This is a genomic window from Labilibaculum sp. DW002 (genome assembly GCF_029029525.1).
Lineage (GTDB): Bacteria > Bacteroidota > Bacteroidia > Bacteroidales > Marinifilaceae > Paralabilibaculum > Paralabilibaculum antarcticum.
The window spans coordinates 772,034-785,968 of sequence record NZ_JAKJSC010000001.1; the positions used below are offsets into that span (position 1 = coordinate 772,034).

The following is a 13,935-nucleotide window of genomic DNA, read 5'->3' on the forward strand; positions in this document are numbered from 1 at the left end:
TTGAATGTTTAGGTTTAAGATTAAATTAAGCTTTTGCAGCTGCTTTTTTCAATGCTTTTTTGATCTTCTGGTCACGAACATTTTTCTGAACGCAAATACGACGTGGAATAATTACTGATACACCTTGGTAATCTAATTCCTTACGAATAATATCCTTTACATCATCATGCTTCTTAGGTAAAGAAGTGTAAACATGAATATGATCAGGATGAACACCTAAACCAGCACATATATCTTCTAATTTACCTTTAGCAGAAGATTTTTGTCCACCTGTCATTGAGATAGACTCATTATCAGAAATAATAACAGTAATTGGAGAATTCTCGTTGATTGCATCCAATAAACCAGTCATACCCGAGTGAGTAAACGTAGAGTCACCAATCATTGCTACTGAAGGAATAAGACCTGCATCAGCAGCACCTTTAGCCATAGTGATTGAAGCACCCATATCAACCACTGCATTAATAGCACGGTATGGAGGTAAAGCACCTAATGTGTAACATCCGATATCAGAGAAAACACGACCTTCACCATATTCAGCGATTACTTCATTCAGCGCCTTGTATACATCATGATGATGACAACCAACACACAATGCTGGTGGACGTGCTGCTACCATTTCCGGAACCGGCATACCTTCAACAACTTCAAAACCTAATGCAGCTCCTACCATATCAGGGTTCAACTCCCCATCACGAGATAGTGTACCATCAAGACGACCAATTACCTTATCATTTTCTAAGAAGCCTTTTAACATCTCCTCAACTACTGGATAACCATCCTCTAAAACCAGAACTTTATCACATTCGCTGGTGATTTTTTGAATCATTTTACGAGGAATTGGATACTGGCTAATTTTTACAACTGGATAAGGACAATCTCCATTCGGATAATTCTCCATTAAGTAGTTGTATCCTAAACCGCAAGCAATAACACCCATCGATTTATCGGCAGCATCAGTATACGTATTGAATGAAGATTCTTCTGAAGCCAATTCGAATTTTTCCTGATTGCTCAACAACATTTTATAGCGCTTGCGAGCAATTCCTGGAAGCAATACAAATTGAACCTTATCTTCAGGTAATTTCATGTGGTTTTGAGGAGTAACTTCAGTAGCCCTTGTGATCCCAGCACGAGAGTGAGCCAAGCGAGTGGTAATTCTCATTAACACAGGAATTTCACAAGCTTCAGATAATTCAAATCCAAAACGAGTCATTTCATATGCTTCCTGCTGATTTGATGGCTCCAAGATTGGAATCATAGCAAATTTGGCATACACACGTGAATCCTGCTCATTTTGAGAAGAGTGCATAGATGGATCATCAGCAATGGTAACTAACATACCACCATTAGATCCTGTAATAGCCGCGTTCATAAAACAGTCAGCTGCTACATTCAAACCTACGTGCTTCATACAAACCATAGATCTTTTTCCAGCATATGACATACCTAAGGCAGTTTCCATAGCCGTTTTTTCATTCGCAGACCACTCACTGTGAATCTTACGTTCTGCGGCAAGTTTTGAATGCTGAATGTACTCTGTAATTTCTGTAGAAGGTGTTCCTGGATAAGCGTAAACACCTGACATTCCAGCGTCAATTGCTCCTTGAGCAATAGCTTCGACACCTAATAATAGTGACTTTTGCATTTTGTGTATGTTTAACTATTTTGTATAATTCTGAATATTTGACAGATAGCACTTATCAATGCTAAAAATCATGTATCTATAAATTATTCAATGATGCACATGTACATCACTTACAATTTACTCCAAAAAAAAATATAACGAAAGAAAGATGACCCATATGGATCATGATAAGGAAAGGATATTAAAGTCCTCCGAAGATTTCAAGGTAGCATACAAGGTAAGCCATCACATAAAACTTAATTGCAAGAAAATCCATTTGTTTACTTAAAAATTGTAATTAAATACAAGTGTTATTCCTAATAATTGTTAGCAATATTACCAATATTTGATTTAAAGTCAATAAAATTAAAAGTAAAAACAAGAAGTTTAGAATTATTTCAAATAACGAAAACGGTTGCATAGATTTAACCAAAAAGGCTTAAACCTTGCTTTTCAGTAGATTGAAAGCACAATACATTACAAAATAGCACTATTATTTCTTTAAAAATAAATTTGCTTTAATTCGTCCAAAAGAATCAAAAACGAATCGGTTGGCCAAAAGAATACTCAACATCAAATTCAATGAGCAACCAACAAATATGGCTATCATGATTAGAATTTGGTATTTTATGGCAACAACAGGAGAACTACCACCAAGAATCTGACCTGTCATCATACCTGGCAAGGAAATTAGACCAATAACCGACATGGTGGCAATTAAAGGATTTAAACCACTCTTTATAGCAGAACGAATAAAAGGTGCAAGAGCATTCTTTTTGCTGTTGCCATTAATTAAAAGGAAGTAATACAATTCCTGTTCTTTACTTAAGCGGGTAAAATAATTATTGATTCCAACAATGTTGTGATTTAGAGCATTTCCCAAAACCATTCCCGATATAGGTATGAAGTATCTGGCATCGAATACATAATCCAGTCGAATTACAAATCCCAGAAAAAATGTATCTATTATAAGGATGCTAATAAATCCTGATAAGGCAAATGGTAGAATAAAATATCGATAGGCTAAACCTGCCCTTTTAATGGTTGTAAAAGTGCCAACAAAAATCATGGAACAAACCCAAATCAAATTCACCCAAGCATTATTCCATTCGAAGATATACTCCAAATAAAAGGCAATTAAAGAAAGTTGAATCAGCATTCGAATCATCGAGATAACCGTCTCTTTAATAATTTTAACCTTAAAGTAGATAAAGCCTGCAATAGGAATTAGCATCAGTAAAAACCCCAATGCTAAACTCTCTATACTTATATCAATGATTTCCTTCATAGTTTAATCGTTCGATTGCAATAACTAATCCATTTCTCATTATGCGATGTAGATATTATTGTAGTATTCTTCAAAGAATCCAAAGTCCGAAATAAAAGATCAATAGAACTATCGTCTAATGCAGAAACGGGTTCATCAAGAAATAAAATAGGCTTATTGAGACTTAAACATGCGGCCATTACAATTCGCTGCTTTTGACCTCCACTTATTTCGGTAAAGCTATTTTTTTCTCCGCAGTTTAAAACATCCAATTGATTCAAAAACATTCGAAAATTTTCCTTTTGATCTTCATTCATTTGAAGCAAGTCAATTAATTCAGATCCAGAATCGACAGGAAGGTTAATGTTCTGAGGTAACCAAAGCATTCTACTTCTGATCTGTTCTATGTTTTCTCCATTCAATTCCAGCCCGTCTACATGTATTTTTCCAGATTGAGGTATCAAAAATCCCATCAGCATTTTTAATAAGGATGACTTTCCCTTACCTGAAGGTCCACTGAAACACATAGATTCCCCTACTTCAAGTTCAAAACTAAGATCCTCACAAATAACTTGTTGGGGGAAACTTAAATTTATATTCTCACATTTTATCATGACATTCGATCTATACCCTAAAGAAAATAATATTCTTTCAATTCTCGTATCAAATTGCAATTCTTTCTTTCGTAATTCATGGTTTAATCAGTCAATCTGCATAATGGGAATATTCTCATTTAATTTACATGTGAAACAATTCACAATACCCCATAACACCCTTATTTTAAGTTGACACAGCTCCTATAGAAAGTTTGAGGTGTTGTATAACATATCGACATTTCAATACTAAATGGTATTAAATTTCATTAAAACATTACTTTCGCACTTCATATATGTGGATATCTACATATAAAGATGATGAATATAACTTTTTGATATTATAAAATGGCAAAATATTTAATCGTTGGAGGTGTGGCTGGTGGTGCAACAACGGCTGCGCGTTTAAGAAGAATAGACGAATCAGCAGAAATCATCATGTTCGAAAGAGGAGAGCATATTTCCTATGCTAACTGTGGCTTACCCTACTACGTAGGTGGAGTGATTACAGAACGTGAAAACCTATTACTACAAACTCCAGAGAGTTTTAACAAAAGACTTAATGTTGATGTTAGAATTCACAATGAAGTCGTTAGAATCGATCGTGAGAACAAATTGGTAGAAATAAACGATCTTCTAAACAAAACTTCTTATACAGAATCATACGATAAGCTTATCGTTTCGCCAGGTGCTGAGCCTATTAAACCACCAATCCCGGGTATTAATGATGAAGCCATTTTCACCGTTCGCAATGTAAAAGACACGGATAAGATTAAAGGCTTTTACGATGAGAAAAAACCTAAGAAGGCCGTTGTAGTTGGCGCAGGGTTTATTGGTCTCGAAATGGCAGAGAATCTTCATCATATGGGTATGATGGTAACTATAGTTGAAATGGCTGACCAGGTGATGACACCTCTTGATTATGAAATGGCAGCTGAGGTACACATGCATCTTAAAACTAAAAACGTTGAGTTTTATTTAAAAGATGGCGTATCTGAATTTAATCGCGAAGGTGATAAACTAAACATCCATTTACAGTCGGGTCGTAAGATAGATGCTGATATGGTTATTCTGTCCATTGGTGTGCGTCCGGAAACCAAACTAATTAAAGAAGCTGGCCTTGAATTGGCACCAAACGGTGGAATTAAGGTAAACGAATATTTACAAACGAGCGATTCAAATGTATATGCCTTAGGTGATGCCATTGCATTTCCTCATCCTATCACAGGAAAATACATGAATGCATATTTGGCTGGTCCTGCAAACAAGCAAGGAAGAATATTGGCCAACAATTTAGTTTTAGGTCACAAGCAAAAATACAAAGGCTCTATTGCAACGGCTATTGCTAAAGTATTTGATATTACTGTAGCCTCAACCGGACTTGCTGAGAAAGTTCTTAAAAAAGAAGGCATTAAGTATATTTCAAATATTACACATGGTGCATCGAATGCCGGCTATTATCCGGGAGCCATGCCTACTACCATCAAAATCATGTTCGATCCTGAAACAGGCAAATTGTTTGGTGGACAAATCATTGGTTATGTAGGTGTTGATAAGCGTATCGATTTAATTGCAACCGTACTCAAAAATAAGGGTAGCATTTACGATCTTCAGGAGATTGAGCATGCCTATGCCCCACCATTCTCATCTGCAAAAGATCCGGTGAACCAAGCAGGTTTTACCGCAGGTAATATTATTGAAGGCTTAGTCAATATTATTCATTGGGATGAATTGCACCAACTACACGCACCCAATAACTTTATTTTGGATGTGAGAACGCCGGATGAGTTTGAGCTTGGACAAATTGAAGGTGCCGTAAATATTGAAGTCGATAAAATTCGTGAACGTATAGACGAAATTCCCAAGGACAAAAAGATTATCATTTATTGCGGTGTTGGGCTACGTGGTTACTTTGCTGCCAGAATTCTGATGCAAAGAGGCTTTAAGGATGTTGTAAACCTAAGTGGTGGTTACAAAACTTACGAGCATGCTACTTGCAAACAAAGCAACGAAGATATTTTTGAGTCGAGTTATATTGCTAACGATGGTCATATCTACCGTGGGAAAGATAAGGATGCCGAAGACGAGAAAGATATCAAAACCATTGAGATTGATGCTTGTGGTTTGCAATGTCCCGGACCAATTATCAAACTGAAAAAAGAAATTGATAAACTTGAAGATGGTCAACGTCTTCGTCAGAAGGTGACTGATGCCGGCTTTACAAAAGATGTGGCATCCTGGTGTAAAATGACAGGAAACAAGCTGATTTCTTGTGATTCAGAAAAAGGCATTATCTCGGCTGTTATCGAAAAGCAAAGGAAAAATGGTGCAACGACCAATACCAATATCGAATTACCAAAGAACAAAACCATGGTCGTTTTCTCCGATGATCTGGATCGTGCTTTGGCTTCACTGGTTATTGCAAACGGTGCAGCAGCTACGGGTAGCAAAGTCACCCTGTTCTTCACCTTTTGGGGACTTAACGTAATTAAGAAAACGGACAAACCTCGTGTTGAGAAAGATCTTATGGGTAAAATGTTCGGTAAAATGATGGCTAGCGATGCTGGTAATCTTAAGCTATCGAAGATGAACATGATGGGCATGGGTTCTAAGATGATGAAGAAGAGAATGCTTTCGAAAAAGGTTGATTCTCTTGAGGATCTATTGAAAACTGCTATGGACAATGGAGTTGAGATGATCGCCTGCCAAATGTCGATGGATGTGATGGGCGTTGATGCTGCTGAATTGCTTGAAGGTGTAGAAATTGGCGGTGTTGCCACTTACCTTGAAGAAGCTGAACAATCAAATATCAACTTGTTCATCTAAATATTATTAAACAAAAAGAAGGGCTGTTTCATAATTTGAAACAGCCCTTCTCTTTGTATTAAATTAAATTTCACAACTCAATCCTAAGTTTTTTAAAATGAGATATTATCCGTTTGATTATCATTACTTAAACAAATCAATTTAATTTTTGCTCAAGCCAATAAATCATTCTTTTTTTCTGGACTTTAGTGTGTTTTTTTTGTAATTTGAGTATTACCATTTTTTAAGAGTTATTCGAAATATTTTGAACTGATCCCCACCCTCTCCAATTCTAACAATTTTTTAAAATATTATAGTTTCAATTGCCTTCAACCTTAATCGGAAATCTCAAAACTCAACTTGGTAATTGATAACATGTTTTAGTGCAAATCTAATATTTCTCTCAAACCAAGGAGAATTATTAGTGGTTAGTGGTTAACCGAAATAGCAGAGTTTTTCCAGTCCCTTTTTTGAAAAGTTCTGCTATTTCTTTTTTAACAATTCATTTCTTCCCAATTAACAAGGCTATAAGTAAGGCTCGTTCAATTAAGCTGTGTCGCAAAATATACTCTGACTTTTGCTTATCAAAACCTCCAATCGGTCCCAATCCATCAATTTTAGGAATATGCTGATCGATATTGCAAATATCTGCAGAACTCCATCGATGTTCTGGTAAAACCCTTGCATCAATAGAGTTAGCAATCGACTTCACCCTATCGAATAAATCATTATTAAGTGTTGAATCAACCATTGGAGGTCGCATTACACCACCCTCAAATTGAGTCTGAAACATTCGATTTTTACTCCTTGGTATCGCAACAAGTTTCTTAATTTTTGTTTCTGCTTGTTGAAATTCTTCCATGGAATTAAATCGTACACTAATCTTGGATGATCCGTATGCTTGAACTTTAAAAATATTCGATTTAAATTCGGACTGATAGGGTGCGATTACATTTTCTGGATTATTTTTACTTAAATCAACTATAGAAGCAATTGTTTTAAAGAAAAATTGGGATACCGTTGTCACATTCTCTGCAGCACTAGCATCTATCAACTTAATATCATACGAAAAAGATGCCGATCCTGAACGTGAGGTGATTACAGTTCCTTCCGCTCCTCCTCCATGCATACTTAAAACTTCTTTTGCATTATTTGCTTTTTCACGAATAATATTCTTCGAGAATTTACCACTTATTGATGAATCAGTAATCAGCAATATTCCAACTTTTGTTTTGCGAATTAATTTAGAAAAACGAAGAGCTTGCAATGCTGAAATACATGCTACAATTCCTCCTTTATTTTCCCAAACACCTGTTCCATAAAGATGGTGTTCTGTTTCTTGATAGCTCTCATGTTTTGGCATTGTAAGAAAATCATCGACAGGCAAGAGCAAAAGATAATCAAGTTTTTCATCAAATGAATTTGAAAGGTACATCATATTCCCAACTTCAAACTGCGGAAATATTTCGTTCGTAAACCCTAACTGAGTAAGCTCTTCCTTTATAATATTTGTGCACTTGTTTACTCCTTCAATATTTCTAACGTGAGAATCGATATTGACCAGCTTCTCGAGTAATTTTTCTGAATTTTGCTGTCTGCTTCTCAAAAAAGAACGCAATCGACTATTGAATGAGAGTTTTTTATGCTTTTCTCCTGGTAGTTCAGACATCAAACTATTTGAAAAATAACGAACAGCTGCAACATCCAACATTTTATTAACCAGCTTAGGAAAATCATAACCCGCTACCTTTGCTGCTGTTGGATAGGAACCCGTTTCTCCCATACTAGCCATTGAATTGATTTCTAATAAGTAGATATTGTTATTTTCATCCATTCTAATATCAACTCTTGCAAAATCTCTTAATTGAAGAGCTTTAAAAGCTTCAATACTTTGACGCACCATTTCGTTTGTCACCTCTTTGGGTAAATCGGCAGGGCAAATTTTTCTTTTAGGAGCCTCTTTTTTATCAGTTACCGTTTGTATGGCATCTGGATCATTGTTTAAATCAATTTCCAGAATAGGAAAAGTCTCAACCGGCTCATTGCCTAGAATTCCAACGCAAAACTCTCTTCCTCTAATAAATTGTTCTGCTAGCGCTTGTTGTTGAAATTCTTTTACAATAAAGTTTACAGATTCTCTAAGATCCTCTTCATTATAAACGACCTTTAATCCAAATGAAACACTTTCCATTTTAGGTTTCACAATCACTGGAAACTTAACCACACTCAAATCTTCTTCAGGCGTATTAAATACCCAAAAGTCTGGCGTTGGCAAATTGTTATTTTTCCAAATAACTTTCGTCAAAACTTTATCCAATGCAAGCGCATGTCCTGATGGAGAAGAACCTACATAAGGTATTCCCAGCATTTCAAGCATTGATGGAATATGAGTGTAACGACTTTCTCCTTGGATACCATAAGCCATATTGAAAACCATTCCCATCTGTTCGCCATCAACGACTTTGGGCATAAAATTTTCTAAGCGCTCTATAATTTGCTTGTTTCCATCAAGAATCGCAACATTATGCCCAGCTTTTTCAAGACTTTGGGCTACTTTTTTTACTGTTGCCTCATTATAAAACTCCTTATTTTGCATTCCAAAAGTATTTATTACTCCATGAATGTCTTTGTTATAAATCAATGCTATTTTCACTTGATATACTTATAATTGTTATGACCTAACTTTTAAATTATCGTAATTCCAATACGATCCAAACTGCTAAATAATTTTGCAAATTCGGAGAAAATTCTCTACCATCATCATTCCGTCTTTACCCGAAACCTCAGGATGAGATTGAAAACCATAAATCGGTTTGCTCTTATGTTTTATGATTTCGTTCGAACAAGTATCTGAACCAGCTAAGCTTTCAAACTGTTCTGGAAGTTCTGAAACATGAAAAGAATGCCGTTTAACCAAATTCACTTGCGCAGTATCTAGTCCGTTAAATATTGGATCATCAGATTTAGTAATGGTGATGATTTCCTTTTTTGCATGATACTCAGGAAGTTTTTTAATTCTTCCGCGATAACTAACCGCAATAATTTCGTGTCCAAGACAAAAGCCCAATACAGGAACATCAAAATTCATTAAGGCAACATAATTTGAGGTCAGATTTAATGGTTCATATGGATTCCCTTTCCCTCCAGATAATATTATTCCTTTTATCTTGGATTTAGCCGACAGCGTAATGGGTTGATTGTGGTCAAAAAATACATAATCAAAATCTTGTTCCGACAAGTATTGTCTCTTAAATTTTTTAATAAACGCACTCTGATTATCAATTATCAGTAACATATCGATACATTTAAAACTGTTTGAAAAATTTAAACTTTAACACTGATAAGAAGGTACAAAAAAGGCAACAAAATCATTCCTTTGATTTTCTTGCCCTTCTAATCCTTTAATTGATGTACTATGTAGTAATTACGGGCCTAATCATCATCGTCCTCATCATCTTCTGAGAATAAATAATCTACATCAGCATACTTATCTTCATATTTTTCACGTCTATTTGAGAGCAAAACACCATCCTCATCATAATCAGAATCTTCCTCGATAAGTTCCAAAGCCTTACGAATTGACATTCTAACCATGTAAATTTTTTCATCAGTTTCGAATGGAAGAGCACTAACCAGTTCTCCTTTCGAATTTGTAAATTCGATCAAATTATCAATATAGCCATCAGGATAATATAATTTTAATTGCTCCTGTATTTCTAGAGTGAGCTTTTCGTAATTCTGAATTACTTTGGGTTTTGAAATTTGAGTCATGATTATTAATTATTAGAAATTAAGGCATAAATCTTAATAAACTACCAGCCTAATAAATAGGCAAAAATTAAAGGAACGACTATTGTTGCATCAGATTCTATAACAAATTTTGGCGTATCAATTCCTAATTTACCCCAAGTGATTTTCTCATTAGGTACAGCACCTGAATACGATCCATAACTGGTTGTTGAATCAGAAATTTGACAGAAGTAACTCCAGAATGGCGTATCGCTCCTTTCCATATCCTGATAAAGCATTGGTACAACACATATTGGGAAATCACCTGCAATACCACCACCAATCTGGAAGAATCCGATTCCTTTGTCTTCGGCATTTTCAGTATACCAATCGGCCAACCATGTCATATATTCAATTCCTGACTTCATAGTTGATGCCTTAAGTTCTCCTTTAATGCAATATGATGCGAATATATTACCCATTGTAGAATCTTCCCAACCAGGTACTACAATTGGTAAGTTTTTCTTTGCTGCTTCTAGCATCCAACTATTTTTTGGATCTATTTCATAGTATTGCTCCAAAACACCTGATAGGAGAAGTTTGTACATAAACTCGTGTGGAAAATAGCGTTCTCCATTCTTTTCGGCTTTTTTCCAAATATCAAAAATATGCTTCTGTAAGCGGCGGAATGCTTCTTCCTCTGGAATACAAGTGTCGGTAACACGGTTCAACCCACGCTCTAAAAGCCTCCATTCATCCTGAGGTGTCAAATCTCTGTAATGCGGTACTCTCTCGTAATGCGAATGAGCAACCAAATTCATAATGTCTTCTTCCAGATTTGCGCCAGTACAGGTGATGATTTGCACCTTATCCTGACGAATCATTTCTGCTAATGATCGTCCTATTTCTGCTGTACTCATTGCACCAGCAAGAGTAATCATCATTTTCTTCCCTTCAGCAAGATGTTTTTCGTAAGCCTGAGCCGCATCTATAAGAGTTGCCGAATTAAAATGACGATAATGCTCTAAAATGAATTTTGAAACAGATCCTTTATTTTCCATGATTTTCGAATTTGTAGCTTAAAAGCTTATAATACAATTTGGCAGTCAAAAAATCCGAGGCTTTTTGCCCTTCTTGTGGTGCCAACTCCACAATATCAAAACCCACAACATTTTTGTTGCGGAATACTTGACGTAAATACGCAATAACGGTATACCAATCCAACCCTCCGGGTTCTGGAGTTCCCGTGGATGGCATAATCGATGGATCAAAAACATCCAAATCAATAGTGACATAAACATGATTGGTCATCCTATTCAAGGAAGCATCCATCCAACCCATTTTGCGATGAATATCCTCAGCCAGAAAACATTTGTCCCGATTTAAATAAGGCAATTCACAGCTATCCATACTGCGGATTCCCACCTGAATTAAATTGGTGTTCTTACTCGCGTTGTGCAATGCACATGCATGATTGCATTTTGATCCATCGTATTCCGATCTCAAATCTGCGTGAGCATCTAACTGCAAAACCGTTAGATTTTTGTACCTCTCATAAAAAGCCTTGATAATACCAATGCTTACAGAATGTTCTCCACCAAAAAAAGTGGGGAATTTCCCTGTTTTTAAAATATCATTGCTTTTTTGATAGACCATGGAACACATCGATTCTGGTGAAGACGATTCCTTAATATCAGGTAAAATGTGAACCCCTGTTTTGTATACCTCCGAATCAGTCTCAATATCGTACAACTCCATGTTTTCCAATGCTCTTAAAAAAGCAGGGAATGCTTTATCTGCTCCTTTACCCCAAGTGCTTGTTCCATCATAAGGAATGGATTGCAAAAGAGTGGCAGCATCTTCAAACGAGCAATACTCATCTTCTATTCCTGCAAAATTTCTCATTTTTTCTTGTATCCTAACAGTTTAAACATTTCATCGGCTGATTGTTCATTTCTATACACGTAGTCGAAAAAATTACCCTTTTCATCCCTATCAATTATAACGTGCTTTGGAGATGGTATTAAGCAGTGCTTGATCCCGCCATATCCACTAATGGAATCCTGATAGGCTCCCGTATGAAAAAATCCAACATACAAAGGTTCTTTTTCCTCTCTTGAATAATCAGGTAGTAAGACTTCTTGATTTAAGTCTTCAGAGTTATAATAGTCGGAGTGATCACAACTAATGCCACCAATGTTTACACGCTTATATTCATTTTTCCATTTATTAATTGGTAGTAAAATAAATTTTTCATGAATAGACCAGGCATCAGGTATCGTATTCATTAGACTGTTGTCAATAATATACCACGACTCCGTATCGTTTTGCTGTTTTTGTTCTAAAACTTTAAAAATAATAGCTCCGCTTTCTCCAACCGTGTATTTGCCAAACTCGGTATAAATATTGGGTTCAGGAATATTTTCCGCTTCGCATGCATTTTTAATGTTTGAAACAATTTCATTGATCATATAATCATAATTGTATTCAAAGCCTAAGTTGTTTCTAATGGGAAAACCACCACCTAAATTGAATGAATCCAGGGTATCACTCTCTTTCTTCAATTCAGTATATACCTTTAACGCCTTTTGAAATTCTCCCCAATAGTAAAGGCTATCCTTAATTCCTGAATCCACAAAAAAATGTAGCATTTTCAATTCAAATTTAGGATTGTCTTTAATTTTTGTTTTATAGAATTCAATTATTTCTGAATGACTAATGCCTAATCTTGATGTATAATAAGCCGATTGGGGTTCTTCATTAATTGCCATCCTTAAACCAACTTTCACCACTTGATCTTTCACAATATTTTCTAGTCGATCCAATTCTTTCACGCTATCAAAAATGATGATACTATTTGTAAAGCCAAACTCCTGCATGGCAAGAATTCGTCTCAAATAGTCATCCGTTTTGTAACCATTGTGTACAATGATCCTGTCCTTTTCAATTTTATTCTCTTTATAGAGGTTTAATATTAAATCGATATCAAACGACGATGAGGTTTCTAAATTGACATTATGCTTTAATGCTTCTCCAATTACATGTGCAAAATGATTACATTTTGTGCAATAACAATAATGATACTTACCATTATAGTTGTTTTTCTTTATGGCTCGATTAAAAAGATTACGAGCTTTTTTTATCTGATCTCCAATTTTAGGCAAGTAGAAGAAACGGAAAGGAGTACCGTGTTTTTCAATTAGATATTTTAAAGAGATACCTTGAAAGGTTAGAAAGTCATCTCTTAAATCAAAGCCTTCCTGAGGGAAGTAGTAGCTTTGCTCGATCAAATCAAAATAAGTATTTTTCATTTATAAAACCATATAAGATAAATGTTGTTTTAATCTGCGTTTTTTTTGCAAATAAAAACATTTTTTCAATTCAAAATACATTTACGAAAAAAAAATGCATCAAAAAGATGCATTTTTTTCAACCGATGACATTCAATCCCTTATAAACTCTATGATTCAACCTCCATGTACGTTCCATGGCCTTATGTTATTTTATTATTCACCCTTTTCTTCAATCTTATTATCAATATATTCTTCTTCCAAGTTCTCTTCCTTTGATTTTCGAAGACGTAAATAAACCAAACCCATAACACTTAAAAAGCCAATCACCTTAACATATTGCTTAAATATCGCTCTTGATTGAGCTGTCCAGTCTTCTGTCAATTCTGGAATCCCATTTACAACTAATACGGTACAAATAGAAATCAGTAAAATAAATAGTAAGAGGATTGTAATTGTTTTCTTATTCATAAAATTTAAAATAGTAAGAATTATTTGATGTTAAAATAAATCCAAAAGGATCTTTTTGAACTGACAAGGTAAGCAAATCTATTACGAAAATCATCTCATATTTTTACAATCCATCTATTAATCTGACTGATTATTACTGCTTCTTATTTTATT

General features: G+C 35.2%; 11 protein-coding genes. 1 reads left to right on the top strand and 10 read right to left on the bottom strand.

All coding sequences use genetic code 11. The features are described from left to right. Positions 1–25 precede the first annotated feature (25 nt). The 3 genes from L3049_RS02960 to L3049_RS02970 form a co-directional block, all read right to left on the bottom strand. On the bottom strand, positions 26–1,648 hold the full coding sequence (locus L3049_RS02960) for a thiamine pyrophosphate-dependent enzyme (RefSeq protein ID WP_275108293.1): 1,623 nt from the start codon (positions 1,646–1,648) through the stop codon (positions 26–28). Positions 1,649–2,120: 472 nt separating this feature from the next. Beyond that, positions 2,121–2,915 carry an ABC transporter permease gene (locus L3049_RS02965; protein ID WP_275108294.1) on the bottom strand — a complete coding sequence of 265 codons (795 nt, stop codon included), beginning with the start codon at positions 2,913–2,915 and terminating at the stop codon, positions 2,121–2,123. Next, the gene (locus tag L3049_RS02970) at positions 2,912–3,508 is read right to left on the bottom strand and encodes an ATP-binding cassette domain-containing protein (RefSeq protein WP_275108295.1); all 597 of its coding nucleotides are present in this window, start codon (positions 3,506–3,508) and stop codon (positions 2,912–2,914) included. The genes L3049_RS02965 and L3049_RS02970 overlap by 4 nt, the downstream gene beginning before the upstream one ends. A gap of 327 nt (positions 3,509–3,835) precedes the next feature. Between L3049_RS02970 and L3049_RS02975 the strand changes: the two genes are divergently transcribed. Then, the gene (locus L3049_RS02975; RefSeq protein ID WP_275108296.1) at positions 3,836–6,313 is read left to right on the top strand and encodes an FAD-dependent oxidoreductase; all 2,478 of its coding nucleotides are present in this window, start codon (positions 3,836–3,838) and stop codon (positions 6,311–6,313) included. Positions 6,314–6,794: 481 nt separating this feature from the next. On the opposite strand, the gene L3049_RS02980 is transcribed toward L3049_RS02975, so the two are convergent. The 7 genes from L3049_RS02980 to L3049_RS03010 all read right to left on the bottom strand — a co-directional run bounded on the left by L3049_RS02980 (position 6,795) and on the right by L3049_RS03010 (position 13,782). Further along, entirely contained in the window at positions 6,795–8,945 is a 2,151-nt protein-coding gene (locus L3049_RS02980; RefSeq protein WP_275108297.1) for a M20/M25/M40 family metallo-hydrolase, read from the bottom strand. Between the two features lie 66 nt (positions 8,946–9,011). Next, positions 9,012–9,587 carry a glutamine amidotransferase-related protein gene (locus L3049_RS02985; protein WP_275108298.1) on the bottom strand — a complete coding sequence of 192 codons (576 nt, stop codon included), beginning with the start codon at positions 9,585–9,587 and terminating at the stop codon, positions 9,012–9,014. Between the two features lie 137 nt (positions 9,588–9,724). After that, positions 9,725–10,063, bottom strand: coding sequence for a hypothetical protein (locus L3049_RS02990; protein ID WP_275108299.1), 339 nt, complete (start codon positions 10,061–10,063; stop codon positions 9,725–9,727). A 41-nt stretch (positions 10,064–10,104) separates the two neighbouring features. After that, the gene (locus L3049_RS02995; RefSeq protein ID WP_275108300.1) at positions 10,105–11,082 is read right to left on the bottom strand and encodes a deoxyhypusine synthase family protein; all 978 of its coding nucleotides are present in this window, start codon (positions 11,080–11,082) and stop codon (positions 10,105–10,107) included. Beyond that, on the bottom strand, positions 11,072–11,926 hold the full coding sequence (gene speB, locus L3049_RS03000) for an agmatinase (protein ID WP_275108301.1): 855 nt from the start codon (positions 11,924–11,926) through the stop codon (positions 11,072–11,074). Before speB ends, L3049_RS02995 begins: the two co-directional genes overlap by 11 nt. Beyond that, positions 11,923–13,332 (bottom strand): type III PLP-dependent enzyme domain-containing protein, encoded by a 1,410-nt coding sequence (locus L3049_RS03005; RefSeq protein WP_275108302.1) that lies wholly within the window; start codon positions 13,330–13,332, stop codon positions 11,923–11,925. Before L3049_RS03005 ends, speB begins: the two co-directional genes overlap by 4 nt. Positions 13,333–13,527: 195 nt before the next feature. Continuing rightward, the gene (locus L3049_RS03010) at positions 13,528–13,782 is read right to left on the bottom strand and encodes a hypothetical protein (RefSeq protein WP_275108303.1); all 255 of its coding nucleotides are present in this window, start codon (positions 13,780–13,782) and stop codon (positions 13,528–13,530) included. Between the last annotated feature and the right edge of the window lie 153 nt (positions 13,783–13,935).

What these genes read in the sequence shown, in the direction of transcription:
- L3049_RS02985 (WP_275108298.1), bottom strand. Translation starts at nt 9,587, where the DNA reads ATGTTACTGATAATTGATAATCAGAGTGCGTTTATTAAAAAATTTAAG.
- L3049_RS02960 (WP_275108293.1), bottom strand. Translation starts at nt 1,648, where the DNA reads ATGCAAAAGTCACTATTATTAGGTGTCGAAGCTATTGCTCAAGGAGCA.
- speB (WP_275108301.1), bottom strand. Translation starts at nt 11,926, where the DNA reads ATGAGAAATTTTGCAGGAATAGAAGATGAGTATTGCTCGTTTGAAGAT.
- L3049_RS02975 (WP_275108296.1), top strand. Translation starts at nt 3,836, where the DNA reads ATGGCAAAATATTTAATCGTTGGAGGTGTGGCTGGTGGTGCAACAACG.
- L3049_RS02970 (WP_275108295.1), bottom strand. Translation starts at nt 3,508, where the DNA reads ATGATAAAATGTGAGAATATAAATTTAAGTTTCCCCCAACAAGTTATT.
- L3049_RS03005 (WP_275108302.1), bottom strand. Translation starts at nt 13,332, where the DNA reads ATGAAAAATACTTATTTTGATTTGATCGAGCAAAGCTACTACTTCCCT.
- L3049_RS02990 (WP_275108299.1), bottom strand. Translation starts at nt 10,063, where the DNA reads ATGACTCAAATTTCAAAACCCAAAGTAATTCAGAATTACGAAAAGCTC.
- L3049_RS02995 (WP_275108300.1), bottom strand. Translation starts at nt 11,082, where the DNA reads ATGGAAAATAAAGGATCTGTTTCAAAATTCATTTTAGAGCATTATCGT.
- L3049_RS03010 (WP_275108303.1), bottom strand. Translation starts at nt 13,782, where the DNA reads ATGAATAAGAAAACAATTACAATCCTCTTACTATTTATTTTACTGATT.
- L3049_RS02965 (WP_275108294.1), bottom strand. Translation starts at nt 2,915, where the DNA reads ATGAAGGAAATCATTGATATAAGTATAGAGAGTTTAGCATTGGGGTTT.